Source organism: Streptomyces sp. JLBG701 (assembly GCF_058544905.1).
This window is the reverse complement of record NZ_CM178588.1, coordinates 10,160,371-10,180,502: the sequence shown is the minus strand read 5'-3', so window position 1 is coordinate 10,180,502 and position 20,132 is coordinate 10,160,371. Positions and strand designations below refer to the sequence as shown.

The 20,132-nt window shown below is 70.4% G+C and carries 19 protein-coding genes and 1 pseudogene; 12 read left to right on the top strand and 8 right to left on the bottom strand.

Annotated features, from left to right (window positions below):
- Positions 1–283 precede the first annotated feature (283 nt).
- Genes egtA through egtD form a run of 4 tightly spaced genes read left to right on the top strand, consistent with a single transcriptional unit; the run spans position 284 to position 4,717 of the window.
- The gene (gene egtA, locus AC5DRG_RS46520) at positions 284–1,591 is read left to right on the top strand and encodes an ergothioneine biosynthesis glutamate--cysteine ligase EgtA (RefSeq protein ID WP_491806353.1); all 1,308 of its coding nucleotides are present in this window, start codon (positions 284–286) and stop codon (positions 1,589–1,591) included.
- Complete coding sequence (gene egtB / locus AC5DRG_RS46515) at positions 1,588–2,949, top strand: ergothioneine biosynthesis protein EgtB (RefSeq protein ID WP_491806352.1); 1,362 nt, start codon at positions 1,588–1,590, stop codon at positions 2,947–2,949. Before egtA ends, egtB begins: the two co-directional genes overlap by 4 nt.
- Positions 2,949–3,758: an ergothioneine biosynthesis protein EgtC gene (gene egtC, locus AC5DRG_RS46510; protein WP_491806351.1), complete on the top strand. Its 810-nt coding sequence runs from the start codon at positions 2,949–2,951 to the stop codon at positions 3,756–3,758. Before egtB ends, egtC begins: the two co-directional genes overlap by 1 nt.
- Positions 3,755–4,717, top strand: coding sequence for an L-histidine N(alpha)-methyltransferase (gene egtD, locus AC5DRG_RS46505; RefSeq protein WP_491806350.1), 963 nt, complete (start codon positions 3,755–3,757; stop codon positions 4,715–4,717). Before egtC ends, egtD begins: the two co-directional genes overlap by 4 nt.
- 14 nt (positions 4,718–4,731) lie before the next feature.
- Here the strand turns inward: egtD and AC5DRG_RS46500 are convergent, their stop codons facing one another.
- On the bottom strand, positions 4,732–4,956 hold the full coding sequence (locus tag AC5DRG_RS46500) for a hypothetical protein (protein ID WP_491806349.1): 225 nt from the start codon (positions 4,954–4,956) through the stop codon (positions 4,732–4,734).
- A 102-nt stretch (positions 4,957–5,058) separates the two neighbouring features.
- Here AC5DRG_RS46500 and AC5DRG_RS46495 point away from each other — a divergent pair, with 102 nt between their 5' ends.
- Positions 5,059–5,274, top strand: a complete 216-nt coding sequence (locus tag AC5DRG_RS46495) for a dodecin (RefSeq protein WP_491806348.1) — start codon at positions 5,059–5,061, stop codon at positions 5,272–5,274.
- A gap of 15 nt (positions 5,275–5,289) precedes the next feature.
- Here AC5DRG_RS46495 and AC5DRG_RS46490 read toward each other — a convergent pair whose 3' ends face one another.
- Entirely contained in the window at positions 5,290–5,781 is a 492-nt protein-coding gene (locus AC5DRG_RS46490; protein ID WP_491806347.1) for a phosphatase domain-containing protein, read from the bottom strand.
- Between the two features lie 410 nt (positions 5,782–6,191).
- Between AC5DRG_RS46490 and AC5DRG_RS46485 the strand changes: the two genes are divergently transcribed.
- The 4 genes and pseudogenes from AC5DRG_RS46485 to AC5DRG_RS46470 all read left to right on the top strand — a co-directional run bounded on the left by AC5DRG_RS46485 (position 6,192) and on the right by AC5DRG_RS46470 (position 9,504).
- Positions 6,192–6,656, top strand: coding sequence for a DUF485 domain-containing protein (locus AC5DRG_RS46485; RefSeq protein WP_491806346.1), 465 nt, complete (start codon positions 6,192–6,194; stop codon positions 6,654–6,656).
- Positions 6,650–8,263, top strand: a complete 1,614-nt coding sequence (locus tag AC5DRG_RS46480) for a sodium/solute symporter (protein WP_491806345.1) — start codon at positions 6,650–6,652, stop codon at positions 8,261–8,263. The genes AC5DRG_RS46485 and AC5DRG_RS46480 overlap by 7 nt, the downstream gene beginning before the upstream one ends.
- A gap of 76 nt (positions 8,264–8,339) precedes the next feature.
- Positions 8,340–8,435 (top strand): annotated as a pseudogene (locus AC5DRG_RS46475) (50S ribosomal protein L32); the annotation flags it as partial.
- A 64-nt stretch (positions 8,436–8,499) separates the two neighbouring features.
- Positions 8,500–9,504, top strand: a complete 1,005-nt coding sequence (locus AC5DRG_RS46470) for an LLM class flavin-dependent oxidoreductase (RefSeq protein WP_491806344.1) — start codon at positions 8,500–8,502, stop codon at positions 9,502–9,504.
- Here the strand turns inward: AC5DRG_RS46470 and AC5DRG_RS46465 are convergent.
- Positions 9,501–10,337 carry a helix-turn-helix domain-containing protein gene (locus tag AC5DRG_RS46465; RefSeq protein WP_491806343.1) on the bottom strand — a complete coding sequence of 279 codons (837 nt, stop codon included), beginning with the start codon at positions 10,335–10,337 and terminating at the stop codon, positions 9,501–9,503. The genes AC5DRG_RS46470 and AC5DRG_RS46465 overlap by 4 nt on opposite strands.
- 112 nt (positions 10,338–10,449) lie before the next feature.
- Here AC5DRG_RS46465 and AC5DRG_RS46460 point away from each other — a divergent pair, with 112 nt between their 5' ends.
- Both AC5DRG_RS46460 and AC5DRG_RS46455 read left to right on the top strand, forming a co-directional pair.
- Positions 10,450–11,046: an NADPH-dependent FMN reductase gene (locus tag AC5DRG_RS46460; protein ID WP_491806342.1), complete on the top strand. Its 597-nt coding sequence runs from the start codon at positions 10,450–10,452 to the stop codon at positions 11,044–11,046.
- 250 nt (positions 11,047–11,296) lie between these two features.
- Entirely contained in the window at positions 11,297–13,645 is a 2,349-nt protein-coding gene (locus AC5DRG_RS46455) for an ATP-binding cassette domain-containing protein (protein WP_491806341.1), read from the top strand.
- Here AC5DRG_RS46455 and AC5DRG_RS46450 read toward each other — a convergent pair.
- From AC5DRG_RS46450 to AC5DRG_RS46430, 5 genes are all read right to left on the bottom strand, one after another.
- Positions 13,642–14,610 (bottom strand): lysophospholipid acyltransferase family protein, encoded by a 969-nt coding sequence (locus AC5DRG_RS46450; protein WP_491806340.1) that lies wholly within the window; start codon positions 14,608–14,610, stop codon positions 13,642–13,644. The two genes, AC5DRG_RS46455 and AC5DRG_RS46450, sit on opposite strands and share 4 nt — an antisense overlap.
- A complete protein-coding gene (locus AC5DRG_RS46445; RefSeq protein ID WP_491806339.1) occupies positions 14,607–15,377 on the bottom strand; it encodes a GNAT family N-acetyltransferase in 771 nt (256 codons plus the stop codon). Before AC5DRG_RS46445 ends, AC5DRG_RS46450 begins: the two co-directional genes overlap by 4 nt.
- Positions 15,378–15,747: 370 nt before the next feature.
- Positions 15,748–16,497, bottom strand: coding sequence for a succinate dehydrogenase/fumarate reductase iron-sulfur subunit (locus AC5DRG_RS46440; protein ID WP_491806338.1), 750 nt, complete (start codon positions 16,495–16,497; stop codon positions 15,748–15,750).
- A complete protein-coding gene (locus tag AC5DRG_RS46435; RefSeq protein WP_491806337.1) occupies positions 16,494–18,446 on the bottom strand; it encodes a fumarate reductase/succinate dehydrogenase flavoprotein subunit in 1,953 nt (650 codons plus the stop codon). Before AC5DRG_RS46435 ends, AC5DRG_RS46440 begins: the two co-directional genes overlap by 4 nt.
- A 1-nt stretch (position 18,447) precedes the next feature.
- On the bottom strand, positions 18,448–19,119 hold the full coding sequence (locus AC5DRG_RS46430) for a succinate dehydrogenase (RefSeq protein ID WP_491806336.1): 672 nt from the start codon (positions 19,117–19,119) through the stop codon (positions 18,448–18,450).
- A gap of 120 nt (positions 19,120–19,239) precedes the next feature.
- On the opposite strand from AC5DRG_RS46430, the gene AC5DRG_RS46425 reads away from it, so the two are divergent.
- Positions 19,240–20,124, top strand: a complete 885-nt coding sequence (locus tag AC5DRG_RS46425; RefSeq protein WP_491806335.1) for a LysR family transcriptional regulator — start codon at positions 19,240–19,242, stop codon at positions 20,122–20,124.
- Positions 20,125–20,132 lie beyond the last annotated feature (8 nt).

Sequence of the window (20,132 nt, the reverse complement as noted above, 5' to 3'; positions counted from 1 at the left end):
ATGGTCACGGCCCGCGCGGCCGTCTCCGTCCCGCGCCGGACCCTGCTGTGCGCGAGCTCCCCCGTCGTGCTCATGCAGGCATCGTGAGCGATGCTGGTCGTGCGGTGCAACAGAGTTTCCCGGCCCCGCAAACGCCGGGCAAAGCGGAGATTACCGATCCCGAACGTGCCGATACGCACCCTTGTGCGAAGCCACGCGAGGGTCTTGGGTGGGACGAGTGTGCCGCCCCGGACCACAAAGAAGCCGGGTCGGCGACATGGTGGAATCTCAGGAGGATCCCGACATGTCCGATTCAACAAGTGGCTGTACGGCGCCCCGCACCGCAGTCACCGAAGCCGAGGTGGAGGCCCTGGTCAGGGGCATCTGCTTCAAGACCGGACCGCCCCGCACACTCGGGGTAGAAGTGGAATGGCTCGTCCACGAGCTGCGGCTCCCGCAGCTCCCCGTGACACCCGAACGACTCGAAGCGGCCTACGCCGCACTGCGGACCGTGCCCCTGAGGTCGGCGCTCACCGTCGAGCCCGGCGGCCAGCTGGAGTTGAGCTCGCCGCCCGCCGCCTCCCTGATGGAGTGCATCGGTACCGTCTCCGCCGACCTGGACGCCGTCCGCGCGGTCCTGCGCGAGGACGACCTCGGCCTGGTCGGCGTCGGCCACGATCCCTGGCACTCGCCCCGCAGGTTCCTGCAAGAGCCGCGCTACGACGCCATGGAGGCGTATCTCGACCGCGCGGGCCCGGCCGGACGCCACATGATGTGCACGTCCGCGTCCGTCCAGGTGTGCCTGGACGCCGGCTACGAGGAGCCCGGACCGCTCGGCCTCGGGCGACGCTGGTGGCTGGCCCACCAGCTGGGCGCGGTGCTGGTGGCCGCGTTCGCGAACTCCCCGCTGGCCGCACGGCAGCCCACGGGCTGGCTCTCCACCCGGCAGCTGATGTGGACGGAGATCGGCCCGGGCCGCGCGGGCGCGCCCCCGCTGGACGGCGACCCGCGCGCGGCATGGGCCCGCCACGTGCTGGATTCGCCCGTGATGTGCGTACGGCGGGACGGTGGCCCCTGGGACGTACCGGACGGGCTGACCTTCCGCGAGTGGACCCGCTCGGGCACCCCGCGCCCGCCGACCCAGGACGACCTCGACTACCACATCTCGACCCTGTTCCCGCCGATCAGACCCCGCGGCCATCTCGAACTGCGCATGATCGACGCGCAGCCCGGTGACGACGGCTGGATCGTGCCGCTCGCCGTGACGACGGCGCTCTTCGACGACCCGGAGGCCGCGGAGACCGCCTACCGCGCAGTGAAACCCCTGGCCGAACGGTCCCTGTCGCTGCCCGCGCCGCACAATCCGCTGTGGATCGACGCGGCCCGCGACGGCCTCGCCGACCCCGAGCTGCACGACGTGGCCCGCGTGTGCTTCGTCGCCGCGCTGGAGGCACTCCCCCGGCTGGGGGCCACCGCCGAGGTCACGGACGCCGTGACGGCGTATCTCAACCGCTATGTCATCCAGGGCCGTTGCCCTGCCGACGATCTGCTCGACCGCCTGCGTGCCGGCGGCCCGGATCGTCACCCGCACGGGAAGGACATCCGCACATGACCGAGCCCGCCACCGACACCCCCACCGACTCCGACATCGACGTCGAGGCGTTCCGGGAGCGCGCGCTCACCTCGCTCACCACCGCCAGGGACCGCACGACCCTCCTCACCAGCTGCGTCGACGAACCCGAACTGACCGCCCAGCACTCGCCGTTGATGTCCCCGCTGGTGTGGGACCTCGCGCACATCGGCAACCAGGAGGAGCTGTGGCTGCTGCGGGCCGTCGCCGGGCGGGAGGTGATGCGGCCCGAGATCGACGGCCTGTACGACGCCTTCGAGCACCCGCGCTCCGAACGCCCCTCCCTGCCGCTGCTGCCGCCCGCCGAGGCGCGCGCGTACGCGGCGGAGGTGCGGGGGCGGGTGCTGGACCTGCTGGAGGGATCCGCCTTCCACGGCACCCGGCTGACCGAGGCGGGGTTCGCTTTCGGAATGATCGCCCAGCACGAACAGCAGCACGACGAGACGATGCTGATCACCCATCAGCTCCGCAAGGGCCCGCAGGCCCTGACCGCCCCCGACCCGGAGATCGCGCCGCTGTTCACGGGTCCGGCCGAAGTCCTGGTCCCCGGCGGCCCGTTCACGATGGGCACCTCGACCGAGCCGTGGTCCTTGGACAACGAACGGCCCGCGCACCGGCGCGAGGTGGCACCCTTCTACATCGACACGACGCCGGTGACGAACGGCGCGTACCTGGCGTTCATCGAGGACGGCGGCTACGACGACGCACGCTGGTGGACGGCGGACGGCTGGGCGCACATCCGCCAACACTCCATCCGCGCACCGCTGTTCTGGCACCAGGACGGCGGCGGCTCGACAGGCGGGGGCGGGCAGTGGCTCAGGCGGCACTTCGGCGTCACCGAGGTCGTCCCGCCCGAGGAGCCCGTGCTGCACGTGTGCTGGTACGAGGCCGACGCGTACGCCCGCTGGGCCGGGCGCCGGCTGCCCACCGAGGCGGAGTGGGAGAAGGCGGCCCGCCACGACCCCGCGGGCGACCGCTCGACACGCTACCCGTGGGGCGACGCCGACCCGTCACCCGAGCACGCGAACCTCGGGCAGCGGCACCTGCGCCCGGCCCCGGCCGGCAGCTATCCGGCGGGCGAATCCGCGCTCGGTGTACGCCAGTTGATCGGCGACGTGTGGGAGTGGACGGCGAGCGACTTCCTGCCGTACCCGGGGTTCAAGATGTTCCCGTACAAGGAGTATTCGGAGGTGTTCTTCGGCCCGGAGTACAAGGTGCTGCGCGGCGGTTCGTTCGCGGTGGACCAGGTGGCCTGCCGGGGCACGTTCCGCAACTGGGACTATCCGATCCGGCGGCAGATCTTCTCCGGCTTCCGCACGGCCCGCTCGGGGGACGTCTGATGTGCCGTCATCTGGCCTACCTGGGACCGGCGGAGCCGCTGGGCGGACTGCTCGTCGAGCCGCCGCACAGCCTGTTGCGCCAGTCCTGGGAGCCCCGCCGCCAGCGGCACGGGACGGTCAACGCCGATGGTTTCGGGGTCGGTTGGTACGCGGAGGGGGATCCGGTCCCGGCGCGGTACCGCCGGGCCGGGCCGATCTGGGCGGACCTGTCGTTCGCGGACCTCGCGCGGGTGGTGCGCTCCGGTGCGCTGCTGGCCGCCGTACGCGACGCGACCGTGGCGGGTGCGGACGGGGAGGCCGCGGCGGCGCCGTTCGCGGCGGGCCCCTGGCTGTTCAGCCACAACGGGGCCGTCGCGGGCTGGCCGCGTTCGCTGGCACCCCTCACGCAGTCCCTGCCCGCGACGGACCTGCTGTCCCTGGAGGCCCGCTGCGACTCGGCGCTCGTCTGGGCGCTGCTCCTGAACCGGCTGCGCGGCGGCGCCCCGGAGGGCCAGGCGCTGGCGGACACGGTCGTGGAGGTCGCCGCAGCGGCCCCCGGTTCCCGCCTCAACCTGCTCCTCACCAACGGCGAGACCATCGCGGCGACCACCTGGGGCGACACCCTCTGGTACCTCTCGGAGCCCGGCCGCCGCACCGTCGTGGCCTCCGAGCCCTACGACGACGACCCGCACTGGCAGGAGGTCCCCGACCGCACCCTGCTCGCGGCGAGCCGCACCGACGTGCTGCTCACCCCGCTCAAGGATCCGAGCACCGACAAGGGCCTGAGCCCCGACATGGCAACCGCACCACCGAAGGAGCCCCGCACGTGAGTCCGTTCCTTCTCACCCGTACCCTGCCCGAGGACGCCACGGAGGCGGCCCTGCGCGCCGACGTCCTGCACGGCCTGACCCGCACACCCAAGACACTCCCGCCGAAGTGGTTCTACGACGCCCACGGCAGCGAACTCTTCGAGCAGATCACCGAGTTGCCCGAGTACTACCCCACCCGCGCCGAACGGGAGATCCTCATCACCCGGGCCGGCGAGATCGCCTCGGCCACACACGCCCGCACCCTCGTCGAGCTGGGATCGGGCTCCTCGGAGAAGACGCGATACCTGATCGACGCCCTCACCGACCTGCGGACGTACGTCCCCGTCGACGTCAGCGAGAGCGCGCTCACCCAGGCCGGGCATGCCCTCATCGACGAGCGTCCCGGGCTCGAAGTCCACGCGCTGATCGCCGACTTCACCGCCGAACTGACGCTTCCCAAGACACCGGGCCCCCGGCTGCTGGCGTTCCTCGGCGGCACGATCGGCAATCTGCTGCCGGCCGAGCGGGCCCGCTTCCTGAGCTCGATCCGCGCCCTGCTCTCCCCCGGCGACGCCCTGCTGCTCGGCACGGACCTGGTCAAGGACGAGCAGGTCCTGGTGCGGGCGTACGACGACGCGGCCGGGGTGACGGCCGCCTTCAACAAGAACGTCCTGACCGTCGTCAACCGCGACCTGGGCGCCGACTTCGATCCCGGCGCCTTCGACCATGTCGCGCTCTGGGACACCGAGAACGAGTGGATCGAGATGCGCCTGCGCTCCCGTACCACGCAGACCGTGAAGATCCCCGTGCTCGACCTCGCCGTCGACTTCGCGGCGGACGAGGAGTTGCGCACCGAGGTGTCGGCGAAGTTCCGCCGGGAGGGAGTACGTACCGAACTCGCCACGGCCGGGCTTGACTTGGCCCACTGGTGGACGGACAGCGAGGGCCGCTTCGCGCTGTCGCTGAGCGTGGTCCGCTGAAGACACACGTCGACTCAAGGCGGGCGCCGGCCCAAGGCCGGCGTCGGCCGAGCGTCCTGGCGGATGCCGAGGTCGACATCGGCATGGGCGCTTTCGAAGTCCGCGGTGAAGCGCCACAGGAAGTCCGGAGAAGCGCTGCCCTTCATCAGCCACACGGTGACGGTCGGTCGCTCGGATCCGCCGCCCTGCGGCACGAGCCCGCAGGCGCCGACTTTGGTATGGACCAATGCTCGGGTCAAGGGGCACTTGGGGCACGGGTCCGACACCTCGCGCTCCGCCGCAGCTTGCGGCACGGTGGAGTGACGCGTGACACACCCGTCACAGCGGAGAGGAGTACCCGCATGTCGAACCACACCTACCGGGTCACGGAGATCGTCGGAACCTCGCACGAGGGCGTCGACCAGGCCATCCGCAACGGCATCGCCCGCGCCTCGCAGACCCTGCGCAACCTGGACTGGTTCGAGGTGACACAGGTCCGGGGCCAGATCCAGGACGGGGAGATCGAGCACTACCAGGTCGGCCTGAAGGTCGGCTTCCGGCTGGACGACGGGGAGTGATGGATCGTACGTCCCTCAGGTAAGCCCCTCCCCCTCCTGCGCCGCCTTCAGCGCGGCGGAGGGGGCCGTCCAACGAGCCCGTACGACGGCGAATCCCGCCCGTTCGGCATCCCCGCACACCAACTCGTCGTCGTCCACAAGGACCCGGACCCCCCGGTCACGGGCGAGGCGGCGGAGAATCTCCAGCTTGGTGTGCCGGGCGGGCCTGCGGTCGCCGTCGCGCCGCATGAACACGCGCCCTTCAGGCAGCCCTTGCGCGGCGAGCCAGTCGAGCGTGTCGCGCCGGCAGCGTTCGGGCCGCCCGGTCAGATAGACGACCTCGCACTCCTCGGCGCTCCCCCGCGCCAGCGCGACGCCCTCCGCGATCGGCGGATCCTGCGGCGCGGCCGCGAAGAACGCGTCCCAGTCGCGCGGCTTGCGCTCCAGGAACCGCTGCCGGTGCGCGGTGTCGGCAAGGATGTTGTCCAGGTCGAACACGGCCAGCGGACGCTTGCTGCTGTCTGTCACACCGCTCACCCTAAGGCGCATTTGAGACAGCCTGGCCGGGACAATGGTCCAGGCTATTCGCCGACGCACTCTTTTCCGCAGGTTGGGCGCCGCCACTGAGCCATGCGGGGTGCGTGAATGAGCCATGACCGGACAACAATTAAGCACGCCGGTTGATTGTCGAATGACCCCGCTGCAATACTCCGCTTCCGACCTCGTTGTCACCCATCGACGCGGCTGCCGGGGACCGTCACACGGAGCCCCGAGAAATTCAGCATGAATTCGAACATCACGAAATTCGGATTCACGAACCCCCCACACAGCCCGCACCTCGTCACCAGTTCAGTGCGCCTCCTTCACGCCCTTGAACTGGGGTCAGACGGCTCGAAGCCGCCCGGTGTGCGGCATGAAGCAGCAAAGAAGGTGCCTTTATGCCCCAAAGCTCCGCGTGGCCCGGCGACCCGCCCGAATATCGGAACGCCAACATCAATCAGGACCCCGACACCACACGCACTCCGTCGCAGTCCATATCCGACCATCCTGATTTTCACTCTCTGCGGCACGCGCAACGGCGCTTCGGTTTGAGAGCGACAGTCTGGTCGGTGGGCGGATTCCTGCTGTACGTACTGTTGTCGAGTTTCGCCCCCGGGATGTTGAACCAGCCGCTGTTCGGTCATCTCACACTCGGGCTCGCTCTCGGCCTCGGGCAGTTCGCCGTGATGGCCGCCACCGCCTGGCGCTACACCGTGCACATGCGCACGCGCGTCGACCCTCTCGCCCGCGGACTGCGCTCCCAACTCCGCCAGCGGGAGAACCTCCAAAGCCGTACGGCCGGGCAGCCCCGTTCGCCGTGGCAGCCCGTCCGGCGCGAAACGAGGGGGTACCGCACGTGGTGAACATCTGGGCCGGCGCCGTGGACGAGGACAGCCTGCAGCTCACCTTCATCCTGTTCCTGGCGGTCGTCGTGGTCACGCTGTTCATGGCGCTGCTGACGGCTCCGCAGCGCGACGAGATCAGCGAGTTCTACCTCGGCAACCGCACCATGTCCCCGCTACGCAACGGCCTCGCCATGTGCGGGGACTACCTGTCCGCCGCGACGTTGCTGGGCAGCACCGGCCTGGTCGCCCTCACGGGATACGACGGACTTCTGTACCTCAGCGGCACGACCGTGGCCTGGATGATGGTGCTGCTGCTGATCGCCGAACCCCTGCACCGCGCGGGCAAGTTCACACTGGGGGACACATTGGCCCTGCGCCTGCCCCGCCAGCAACGGCCGGTCCGGCTCGCCCTGGCCGTATGCACCCTGGCCATCACCATCCTCTACCTGGTCGCCCAACTCGTGGGCAGCGTGGCCCTGCTGACCCAGTTCACGGGCGAACCCGGCCCCACCACCCGCACGTTGTGCGTGGTCGCGATCGGCACCGTCGTCATCGTGTACGCCTCCCTGGGCGGCATGCCCGGAGCCACGGTCATCCAGATCATCAAGGCCGTGATGCTGGTGGCGGGCGTGACGGTCACCGCGGTCATGGTGCTCCACCGCTACCACTGGAACTTCGACGACCTGCTCGCCGCGGCCGCCGACCACAGCGGCACCGGCACCCGCTTCCTCGAACCCGGGCTGCGCTACGGCGGCAGCGTCACCAGCAAGCTGGACTTCCTCAGCCTGGAGCTGGCCATCGTCCTCGGACTGGCCGCGCTCCCCCACGTGCTGATGCGACTGCTCGCCCCGCGCCAGGCAAGCGTGCTGCGTTCCTCCGTCGTCTGGGGCATGGGCCTGGTCGGTCTGGTGTGCCTCGGCGCCGGGATCCTCGGACTCGGTGCGACCGCGATCGTCGGCCGGGACACCATCGCAAGCACGGACCACCGGGGCGACGCCGCCGTCCTGCTCCTCGCTCACGCCCTGGGCGGCAGCATCCTCACCGCACTCCTCACCTGCCTGGCCTTCGTCACCCTGCTCGCGGTCGCGGCCGGACTCACGCTCGCCTCGGCCTCGTCGCTCGCCCACGACCTGTACGCCGAGGTGATCCGCAAGGGCCGGGCGAGCCAACGGGAGGAGCTGACCGTCGCCCGTCTGTCCGCGGTCGTCATCGGCGTCCTCGGCATGCTGCTCGCCCTCGCCGCCTGGGGAGCCAACACCGCGACGCTGGCCTTCCTCGCCTTCGCCATCGCGGCGTCGGCGATCCTGCCGACGATCGTCTACACCCTGTTCTGGCGCCGCTTCACCGCGCGCGGAGCGCTGCTCAGCCTCTGGGGCGGCCTCCTCTGCTCCGTCGGCCTCGTGGTGTGCTCCCCGATGGTCTCCGCCGCCCCGGACTCCATGTACCCGGCCTCCGACTTCGCCTGGTTCCCCCTCCAGAATCCCGGCATCGTCTCCATCCCGGCGGGCTTCCTGCTCGGCTGGCTCGGCTCGGTACTGACCCCCGGCCGAAAGGACGGCACCCCCGAGGCCGACAAGTCCTACGAGGACTTCGAAGTGAGGATGCTGGTGGGCACCGAACCCTGACCCCGGAGTCAGTTGTTAATGGGATCCATTTTCATATAGCGTCCGGGGTGCCCGCCAAGGCACCCCGCACTGCTCTCAGCTCGTCCCGGTCACGGTCGACGGAGTCAGCCACTTGGTCCCGCAGCGACTGGCGAAGGCGTACGAGCGCGGGCTGCTGCGCCCCGAGGGCTGATCCGGAACACCGACGCCGCCGGTGACGACGGGAATGCGACCGTCACCCGGGCGTTGAACCCTGTGTGAGCTCCCTGATCGCATCGACCCGCTTCTCCGTCCTCGACCGCTCCCGCACCCGCGAGGGCCACACCGACGCCGATGCCCTGCGCGACACCGTCGCACTGGCGCGTGAGGTGGAGGAGCTCGGGTATCACCGGTTCTGGGTCTCGGAGCACCACGGTGTGCCTGGCGTGGCCGGTTCCGCGCCGACGGTGCTGGCCGCCGCCGTGGCCGCGGCCACCCGTACGATCCGGGTCGGCACCGGCGGGGTGATGCTGCCCAACCATCAAACCCTGGTCGTGGCAGAGCAGTTCGGCGTGCTGGAGTCCCTCTTTCCGGGACGGATCGACATGGGTCTTGGCCGCTCGGTCGGGTTCACGGACGGCGTGCGCAAGGCGCTGGGGCGGGACAAGGACGACGCCGGGGACTTCGCGGCACAGCTCGACGAACTGCTCGGCTGGTTCCTCGGCACCTCCCCCACCCGCGTGCACGCACGCCCCGCGGAGGGCCTGACCGTGCCGCCGTTCGTCCTCGCCATGGGCGAGGGCGCCACGATCGCGGCCCGGGCAGGCCTGCCCATGGTCATCGGCGACCTCAGGAACCGCGAGAAGATGCGGCGGGGCATCGACCACTACCGCGCACACTTCCGCCCCTCCCCCTGGGCCACCGAACCGTACGTCGTCATCTCCGGCACGGTCGCGGTGGCCGCCACACCCGAAGAGGCCCGGCGACTGCTGATCCCGGAGGCCTGGTCCATGGCGTACTCACGCACCCACGGCACCTTCCCACCGCTCCCCTCGGCCGAGCGCGTCGAGGCTCTCCCCATGACCGACAAGGAGCGCGGCTTCTACGACTCCGGGCTCACCGGGCACATCGCCGGCACCGACGAACAGGTGGCCCACGAGCTGGAGACGGTGCTGAAGGAGACGGGGGCGCAGGAGGTCCTGGTCACCACCAGCTCGTACGACCGGGCCGCGCTGATCGACTCGCACCGACGCCTTGCCCGCATCACCTCCACCGGCCGTTAGGAGATGGCCCGGAGCCGGCCGTGGGGACGGCGGAGGAGTTCGCCGACGGCCTGGGCCGTGTGCTCGTCCGCGGGCAGGAAGACGACCAACTGCTGGGCGTCCGAGGGGAGTTCGAGTGTCTCGCGCTCCAGCCGCAGTTCGCGCCCGGACGGGTGGTTGAGGCGGAGCGCTCCGCGTGGCGGAACCACGTGCCGGTTCAGGCGGCGCGTGAAGTCGGGGCCGGCCACGGGGGCGAGTTCGGCGGTGAACCACTCGGAGCTCTCGACGGACGGTGCGAGCCACAGGTCGAAGGCCTGCTGGTCGGCGATGTCGTCCCAGTCGGCGAAGAACGTCCGGGCGCGGGGGTCGGTGAAGAGGTAGCGGGTGAGGTTCGGGGCGTCCGCGTCGAGCAGTCCGGTTCCGCTCATCACCGCCTCGTAGCCGCTGGTGTGGGTGAGGACGTCGCCCAGCCGGTTGGTGACCATGGCGATCCCCGGCTCAAGGAGACGGAGTGTCTGCAGGACCGACGGCCGGACGTCGCGGCGCGGGGGTTCGGGCTGGGTGTGGGCGGTGCATTCACCGCCGGTGATCTTCGCGAGGTAGCGCAGGTGGTCGCGCTCCGACGGGTCGAGGCTGAGCGCGTCGGCAAGAGCGTTCACCACCGCGATCGAGGGATTGCGGTCACGGCCCTGTTCGATACGGGTCAGGTATTCGACGCTGATGCCGGCCCGCGAGGCGAGATCCGAGCGCCGTAGACCCGGTGACCGGCGGCGGCCGTGATCGGGCAGTCCCAGCGATTGCGGCTGGATGCTGTCGCGCTTGGTCCGGATGAAGTCTCCCAACGGCGTACCCATATGGGGAGCATAGGGTGCCGCCCTCCGCGTGCGGAGCGCTCAGCCTGGCCCTGTGGGGGCCAGCCTGAGCACGGTCTGGTTGGCAGCGCGGTGGGCCACGACTGTGGTCGGCATGGAGAAGAACAAGCACAAGCTGGTGATCATCGTCGGAAGCGTCCGGGACGGACGGTTCGGCCCGGTGGTGGCCTCGTGGGTCGGCGAACAGGCCGGCGTTCATGGTGGTTTCGATGTGGAAGTCGTCGATCTGGCCGACGTCGACATCCCGTTGACGCTGCCGGCGGCCTCGCCGAAGTACGCCGGCGACGATTACCCCCGTCCGGCCGGGATGGCGGCACTGACGTCGGCTCTGGAGGGCGCCGACGCGTTCGTCATCGTCACGCCGGAGTACAACCACAGCTATCCCGCGTCGTTGAAGGCGGCCATCGACTGGCACTTCACCCAGTGGACGGCCAAGCCCGTCGCCTTCGTCAGCTACGGCGGTGCGGCAGGCGGCCGGCACGCGGTACTGCACCTGGAGAACGTGCTGACCGAGTTGCACGCCGTGACGATTCGCGACGGTCTCGCCTTCCCGAACTACTTCCTGGCCTGGCAGGACGGTCGCCCCCTCGACCCCGAGGCCCCCGGCTACGCCAAGACGTTGCTGGACCAGTTGGCCTGGTGGGCGGGCGCGCTCCGGTCGGCCCGCGACACCGCTCCCTACCCGGCCTGAACCCGGACGACGCCCCGCGCGACCAGACTCTCGGCACAGTCGAGCACCGTCCGGCGCGCGGGGCGCGGCCGCCGGCCGAGGATCGTCCTGGCCTACTCGGTGTTGTGGCGATTGCGGCGGCCGAGCACCGGGGTGATCTCCCGTCGTCGACGGCCTCCGGTCCACGCCGCCTGAGCGTCAGCCGCGCCGCTCGCATAGACTCGCGGCATTTGTCCCGCCGTAGTCGAAGCCCCGTACGGAGTCCCCCTTCATGCGCGACCCTCACGACCCCTTCGTCCGCGTCCGCGGCGCCCGCGAGCACAACCTCAAGGGCGTGGACGTCGCCATCCCACGGGATGTGCTGGCCGTGTTCACGGGCGTGTCCGGCTCCGGGAAGTCGTCCCTCGCCTTCGGGACGATCTACGCGGAGGCACAGCGCCGCTACTTCGAGTCGGTCGCGCCCTACGCACGCAGGCTGATCCACCAGGTCGGGGCGCCGAAGGTCGGTGAGATCACGGGCCTGCCACCCGCAGTCTCGCTGCAGCAGCGGCGTTCGGCGCCGACGTCCCGCTCGTCGGTCGGCACGGTCACCAATCTCTCCAACTCCCTGCGCATGCTGTTCTCCCGCGCCGGCACCTACCCGCCCGGCGCGGAGCGCCTCGACTCGGACGCCTTCTCGCCCAACACGGCGGCCGGGGCCTGCCCGGAGTGCCACGGCCTGGGTCAAGTGCACCGTACGACCGAGGAGTTGCTGGTCCCCGACCCGTCCGTGTCGATCCGCGAGGGCGCGATCGCCGGATGGCCGGGCGCCTGGCAGGGCAAGAACCTGCGCGACATCCTCGACGCGCTCGGCCACGACGTGGACCGGCCGTGGCGCGAACTGCCCGCCGAGCAACGGGAGTGGATCCTGTTCACGGACGAGCAGCCGGTGGTCACGGTGCACCCGGTGCGGGACGCCGACCGCATCCAACGGCCGTACCAGGGCACGTACATGAGCGCCCGGCGCTACGTGATGAAGACGTTCGCCGACTCCAAGAGCCCGGCGCTACGGGCCAAGGCCGAGCGCTTCCTGGCCAGTGCGCCGTGTCCGACGTGCCGCGGCGGCAGGCTGCGTCCCGAGGCGCTGGCCGTGACCTTCGCCGGCCGGACGATCGCCGAACTGGCCGCGCTGCCGCTCGTGGAGCTGGCCGGCTCACTCGTCCCGCACGACGAGACGGCGCGCGTCCTCACCGACGACCTCCACTCCCGTATCGCCCCCGTCCTCGAACTCGGCCTGGGCTACCTCAGCCTCGACCGCGCGACCCCCACCCTCTCGGTGGGCGAACTGCAGCGCCTGCGGCTCGCGACGCAGCTGCGCTCCGGGCTGTTCGGGGTGGTGTACGTCCTCGACGAGCCGTCCGCGGGACTGCACCCGGCGGACACGGAGGCACTGCTGACAGTGCTGGCCCGGCTGAAGGCCGCCGGGAACTCGGTGTTCGTGGTGGAGCACCACCTCGATGTCATGCGCGGCGCGGACTGGCTCGTGGACGTGGGCCCACGGGCCGGTGAGCACGGCGGGCAGGTGCTGCACAGCGGACCGGTGGCGGAGCTGGCGGCGGTCGAGGAGTCGGCGACGCGCCGCTTCCTCTTCGATCGCTCCCCCACGCCCATACGTGAAGTCCGCACCCCGCGCGGCCAGTTGAAGGTCGGCCCACTCACCCGGCACAACCTGCGCGGGGTGACAGCCGAGTTCCCGCTCGGCGTCTTCACAGCGGTGACGGGCGTCTCGGGGTCGGGGAAGTCCACGCTCATCGGCGAGATCAGGGAGGAGCTGGACGGGGTGGGCCGCCTGGTCTCCGTGGACCAGAAGCCGATCGGCCGCACCCCGCGCTCCAACCTCGCCACCTACACCGGGCTCTTCGACGTCGTACGCAAGGCCTTCGCGGCCACCGACGAGGCACACGAGCTCGGTTACGAGGTCGGCCGCTTCTCCTTCAACGTGGCGGGAGGGCGCTGCGAGACCTGCCAGGGCGAGGGCTTCGTCAGCGTCGAGCTGCTCTTCCTGCCGAGCACGTACGCTCCCTGCCCGGACTGCGGCGGGGCCCGCTACAACCCCGAGACGCTCCAAGTGACGTACCGGGGACGGAACATCGCGCAGGTCCTCGATCTGACGGTGGAGAGCGCGGCGGAGTTCTTCGCGGACACCCCGGCCGTGGCGCGGAGTCTCGGCACCCTGCTCGATGTGGGGCTCGGCTATCTGCGCCTGGGCCAGCCCGCGACCGAGCTGTCCGGCGGCGAGGCCCAACGCATCAAGCTGGCCGGCGAGTTGCAGCGGGGCCGCCGGGGGCACACCCTCTACCTTCTCGACGAACCTACGACCGGTCTCCACCCGGCGGACGTCGAGGTCCTCACTCGTCAGCTGCACGGGCTCGTGGACGCCGGGCACACCGTGGTGGTCGTCGAGCACGACATGGCCGTGGTCGCGGGCGCGGACTGGGTGATCGACCTGGGGCCAGGGGGCGGGGACGCGGGCGGCCGGATCGTCGCCGCGGGTCCGCCTGACGAGGTGGCGCGGGCGGAGGGGAGCACTACGGCTCCGTATCTCGCCCGCGCCCTCCCGCTGGAAGCGACGGAAAGTTAACCGTGCGCCTGCGCCGTCATCAGGGCGGCGTGGGCCCACTGCAGCTCGCCGCCCATCGTGCCCGGCTGGGCGGCATGGGCCAGTGCGCGGCGGTCGGAGTGGCTGCCCGCCGGGATCACGTCCCGTACCCCGACCTCGGCCACCAGGCCGCGTGCCGAGACCACCCGCCACAGCGAGGTGAGCAGCGAGTCCTCCCCCACGAAGGCGGGCGCGGTGCTCGCCGGTCCCGAGGCGAACCGGTAGTGCAGGCGGACGGGCTGGACGGGTACGCCCGCGTCGATCGCGGCCTGGAACACCGCCCGGCGGAAGTTCCCCTGGGCCCGGCCGCACCAGGTGCTGCCCTCTGGGAAGGCGACGACCGCCGCGCCGCCGCGCATGGCCCCGGCGATGTGCGCGACCGTGTCCGGCAGTGCGCGCAGCCGGTCCCGCTCGATGAACAGGGCACCGCTGGCCGCGGTGAGCCCGCCCGCGACCGGCCAGTTCCGGATCTCCGCCTTGGCGAGCATCTTGGCCGGGCGTACGGCCGCGAGCAGCGGTATGTCCAGCCAGGAGATGTGGTTGGCGACGAGCAGCAGCCCGCCGGTGGACGGGGCGCTGCCGGTGATACGGACCCGGACACCGGAGGCCCGTACGACGGCCCGGGCCCAGAAACGGACCAGCGCGTCGCGCCGGGCCGCGGGGAACCGCCCGAACACCGGCATCAGCGAGATGCCCACGAGGAGCGTCACAAGGAGCGCCAGGAACCGCAGTGCGGCGCGCGGCACGTCCGTCAGGGACCCGGCGGAGGCGACGCAGGCCTGCGGTGAACACGGTGCGGTGGGCAGCCAGGCGCTGGTCGGAATGATGGGCCGGTGCACGGCCGCCGTCCCGCCTCCGCGCCGCGGTGCCAGGAGCCGTCCGCCCGGCAGTACTGCCGCGCCCGGGCGGAGGCGGTGCGGCAGCCCCGTACGCAGCACGCTCATCATGCCGGGACGAGTGACAGGAAGTGCTTCAGATAGCGCGGGTTGACCCGGCGCATCGACAGCAGCACGTACAGGTCGGCGACCCCGAAGTCCGGGTCGTGGGCCGGCTCCGCGCACACCCAGGCGCCGAGGCGGAGGTAGCCGCGCAGCAGCGGGGGAAGCTCGGTACGAGTGGCGGGGGCGGCCACTTCCGGCACCCAGGGCAGCAGCGGACGTACGCGGAACTCCTCAGGAGCCAGGTGCTTGTCCTGCACCCGCTCCCAGGTGCCCGCGGCCAGCTTGCCGCCGTCGGCCAGCGGGATGGAGCAGCAGCCGGCGAGCCACTCGTGGCCGTTGTCGACCATGTAGCGGGCTATCCCGGCCCAGATCAGGCCGATGACCGCGCCGTCGCGGTGGTCGGGGTGGACGCAGGAGCGGCCGACCTCGACGAGGCCCGGGCGGATCGGGTCGAGCGCGGTCAGGTCGAACTCACCCTCCGAGTACAGCCGGCCGGCGACGGCGGCCCGCTCGGGCGGGAGCAGCCGGTAGGTGCCGACGACCTGGTCGGTGATCGTGTCCCGGACCAGCAGGTGGTCGCAGTACGCGTCGAAGGGGTCGATGTCGTAGCCCGGCTGCGGGGTGGACAGAAGGGCGCCCATCTCCCCGGCGAAGACGTCGTGGCGCAGCCGCTGCGCGGCACGTACGTCGTCCTCGGTACGGGCGAGGGTGACGGTGTAGCGGGTGGGGGCCGCGGGCTGCGGGGGACGGTCTAGGGTGGAAACGCCGGTCATGGCTCTCTCCTGGTCACGGGCCGGTTCGGCGGAGCGGCGGAGCAGCGGTCGTGATGCGATCTGCCGCCCCTGTTCTTCCGATACCGGCTGACCTTCGCGTGACCGGTGCAGAGAGCGCGGGTGTGAGGTTGTTGAACGGATCGGTCCGAAGGCCGATCAGGGGCGTCCGTTCACTTGACGGGTACGCAAAGTTCGACCCACGAGGGGGTTTCGGCCCCGATACCTTGGCGGGGCCGGGCTGAGCACCACCCCGACCCCGCCCGCCCGCACTGATCGGCGAACGTCAATTGCACCCACCTAAGGGGCGCGGGGAACTGCGCGACAAGCCACAACGAACCCGCAGCCGCCGGACAACAGCTCCCCTACGGCGCTACCGCTTCGCGACCTTCCGCGTAGCCCGCAGCCACTCTTTGTTCATGCCAGTAATGGACACCAACGGAATCCCTTTGGGGCAAGCCGTAGCGCACTCCCCCGCAAGCGTGCACCCCCCGAACCCCTCCTCATCCATCTGCGCCACCATGTCCAGCACCCGCGTCTCCCGCTCGGGCGCCCCCTGCGGCAGCACGTTCAGATGGTTGACCTTGGCGGAAGTGAAAAGCATCGCCGCCCCGTTGGGGCACGCGGCCACACAGGCCCCGCACCCGATGCACTCCGCATGCTCGAAGGCGAAGTCGGCATCAGCCTTGGGCACCGCCGCGGCATGGGCCTCCGGCGCCGCCCCGGTGGGCGCGGTGATGTACCCCCCGGCCTGGATGATCCGGTCGAAGGCCGTCCGATCGACGACCAGATCCTTGATCACTGGAAACGCGGACGCCCTCCACGGCTCGATGTCAATCGTGTCGCCGTCCGAGAAGGCCCGCATGTGCAGCTGACAGGTGGTGGTCCGCTCGGGCCCGTGCGCGTCGCCGTTGATGACGAGCGAACACGCGCCGCAGATGCCCTCACGGCAGTCGTGGTCGAAGGCGACCGGGTCCTCGCCCCTGAGGATGAGCTCCTCGTTGAGGGTGTCGAGCATCTCCAGGAAGGACATGTCGGTGGAGATCCCGTCCACCTCGTACGTGGACATCGCGCCGTCGGCGTCGGCGTTCTTCTGCCGCCAGACGCGCAGGGTGAGCTTCATGCGTAGCTCCGCTGAGTGGGGTGGACGTACTCGAAGACGAGGTCTTCCTTGTGCAGAACGGGAGCCGTGCCGGTGCCGCCGAACTCCCATGCGGCCGCGTAGGAGAACTCGTCGTCCCGGCGGGCGGCCTCCCCGTCCGGTGTCTGGGACTCCTCACGGAAGTGGCCGCCGCAGGACTCGGCGCGGTTGAGCGCGTCGAGGCACATGAGCTCGGCGAGCTCCAGGTAGTCGACGACGCGATTGGCCTTCTCCAACGACTGGTTGAACTCCTCGCCCCTCCCGGGCACCTTGATCCGCCGCCAGAACTCCTCACGGATCTGCGGGATCCGCTCCAGCGCCTTGCGCAGCCCGCTGTCGGTGCGCGCCATGCCGCAGAACTCCCACATGAGTTCGCCGAGTTCACGGTGGAAGGAGTCGGGGGTGCGGTCGCCGTCGACGGACAGCAGCAGGTTCAGCCGGTCCTCGGTCTCGGCCAACACCTCCTGTACGGCGGGGTGTTCGACGCTCACAGCGTCCTGGTGCGGGTTGCGGGCGAGGTAGTCGTTGATCGTCGCGGGCAGCACGAAGTAGCCGTCCGCGAGACCCTGCATCAGCGCGGAGGCGCCGAGCCGGTTCGCCCCGTGGTCGGAGAAGTTGGCCTCGCCGATCGCGAACAGGCCGGGGACGGTGGTCTGCAGGTCGTAGTCCACCCACAACCCGCCCATCGTGTAGTGCACGGCCGGATAGATCCGCATCGGCACCTCGTACGGATCCTCGTCGGTGATCCGCTGGTACATGTCGAAGAGGTTCCCGTACTTCGCCTCGACGGCCCCCCGCCCCATCCGCTCGATGGCATCGGCGAAGTCGAGGTAGACACCCTGCCCACCGGGCCCCACTCCCCTGCCCTCGTCGCAGACGTTCTTCGCGGCGCGGGAGGCGATGTCGCGCGGGACCAGGTTGCCGAAGGACGGGTAGATGCGCTCCAGGTAGTAGTCGCGCTCGTCCTCGGGGATCTTGTTCGCCGGACGCTCGTCACCTTTCGCCTTCGGCACCCAGATCCGCCCGTCGTTGCGCAGCGACTCGCTCATCAGCGTGAGCTTGGACTGGTGCTCGCCGGTGCGCGGAATGCACGTCGGATGGATCTGCGTGAAGCAGGGGTTGGCGAAGTAGGCGCCGCGCCGGTGCGCCCGCCAGACGGCGGTGGCGTTGGAGTTCATGGCGTTCGTCGACAGGTAGAAGACGTTGCCGTAGCCACCACTGGCGAGTACGACGGCGTCCGCGAAGTACGTGTCGATGCGACCGGTGATCAGATCACGCGCCACGATCCCCCGTGCCCGCCCGTCGACGACGATCAGGTCGAGCATCTCGGTGCGCGGGTGCATCTCGATGTTGCCGGCGGCGATCTGCCTGCTGAGGGCCTGGTAGGCGCCGAGGAGTAGTTGCTGCCCCGTCTGCCCGCGGGCGTAGAAGGTCCGCGACACCTGCACGCCGCCGAAGGACCGGGTGTCGAGCAGCCCGCCGTACTCCCGCGCGAACGGCACGCCCTGCGCCACGCACTGGTCGATGATCTCCACCGAGATCTGCGCGAGCCGGTGCACATTCGACTCCCGCGCCCTGAAGTCGCCGCCCTTGACGGTGTCGTAGAAGAGCCGGTGGATGGAGTCGCCGTCGTTGCGGTAGTTCTTCGCGGCGTTGATGCCGCCCTGCGCGGCGATCGAGTGCGCGCGGCGCGGTGAGTCCTGGTAGCAGAACTGGACGACGTGGTAGCCCTGTTCGGCGAGTGTGGCGCCCGCGGAGCCGCCCGCGAGGCCGGTGCCGACGACGATGACGGTGTGCTTGCGGCGGTTGGCGGGGTTGACCAGCTTGGCCTCGAAACGGCGCTTGTCCCAGCGCTCGTTGATCGGCCCTGACGGGGCCTTGGAGTCGACGACCGGCTCACCGGTCGCGAAGTTCGTGTACTCAGAGGTCATCTCAGCTCACCACTCCGGTCATGACGCCCACGGGTACGGCGATGAAGCCGGCCGTGAGCAGCAGTGCGAGGACGTTGGCCGTGGCCTTCAGGGCGCGGTCGCGGTTGCGGCTGCCGACGCCGAGGGTCTGGGCGGCGCTCCAGAAGCCGTGGCGGACATGCAGACCGAGGGCGAGCATCGCGACGATGTAGATGACGTTGCCGTACCAGGTGGAGAAGGTGTCCACGACGTTCTGGTACGGGTGCCCCTCCTGGAAACCGCCCGAGTGCACGGTGCCGGTCGTCAGGTCGAGGATGTGCCAGACGATGAACAGGCCGAGGATGATCCCGCCCCAGCGCATGGTGCGGGTCGCGTAGCTGGCCCGCGGCTTCTTGTGGACGTACTTGCTGGGGCGCGCCCTGATGTCGCGGCGGCTGAGCTGGTACGCCGAGGTGGCGTGGGCGACGACGGCGACCACCAGCACGACGCGGATGAGCCAGAGTGTCCACTCGTAGTGCATGAAGGGCTCGCCGACGGTGCGCAGCCAGTGCGCGTAGTGGTTGAACTCGCCCGCCCCGAAGAAGATCTTCAGGTTCCCGATCATGTGAACGACCAGGTACAGCAGCATGATCAGGCCGCTGACGGCCATCACGGTCTTCTTGCCGACGGAGCTGTCCCACACGGTGCGTGCCATGGACGGCCGTCGGTCCGTCCGCGTTGCCAGAGCCATGGGTCAAGACGCTAGGGCCGTACGACCCCATCGGTCCAAGACATGGTCCGGCTCGTTTCGATAGAGAGAGCCTATGATGGCCGGGTGCAGTTCCAACAGCTCCAGTACTTCGTGGCGGTCGCCGAGACCCGGCACTTCACCCGGGCCGCCGACCTGGTCCACGTGGCGCAGCCCTCCCTCTCCCAACAGATCAAGGCCCTTGAGCGGGAGCTCGGCGCCGATCTGTTCCAGCGGGCCCGGGGCAACATCACGCTCACCGACGCCGGCGAGGCACTCCTCCCCCTGGCCCGGCGCATCCTGGCCGACGCGGACACCGCCCGCCACGAGGTCCAGGAGCTGGCGCAGCTACGCAGCGGCCGGGTGCGGCTGGGCGCCACCCCGAGTCTGTGCACGGGCCTGCTGCCGGACGTCCTGCGCGCCTTCCACGACCGCTATCCGGGCATCCGGCTGCTGATCGAGGAGGGCGGTTCGCACGATCTCGTACGGGAACTCGCCCGCGGCGCACTGGATCTGGCCCTCGTCGTTCTGCCGCTGCCGACGCCGTCCCCGGCGCTGACCACGGTGGAGCTGCTGCGGGAGGATCTGGTGGTGGTGTCGTCGCCGGAGGCGCCGGCGCCGGGCGGGGGGCGACGTAGCGTCCGTGTCTCCGACCTGGAGGGCGAGCGGCTGGTGATGTTCCGGCACGGCTACGACTTGCGGGAGCTGACCGTCGCCGCGTGTCGCTCCGCTGGGTTCGAGCCGGAGTTCGCTGTCGAAGGGGGTGAGATGGATGCGGTGTTGGGGTTCGCTCGGGCAGGACTCGGTGTGGCCGTCGTCCCGCGCATGGTCGCCACCCGCTCCGGGCGCGGCCTGCGGGTCACTCCGCTGGCTGGGCCGGGGCTGCATCGGGCGATCGCGCTGGCGCATCGCAGTGATGTTGCTCCGCCTCGGGCCGCTCGGGAGTTGCAGCGGATGTTGTTGGAGCGGTGAGTTTGCCC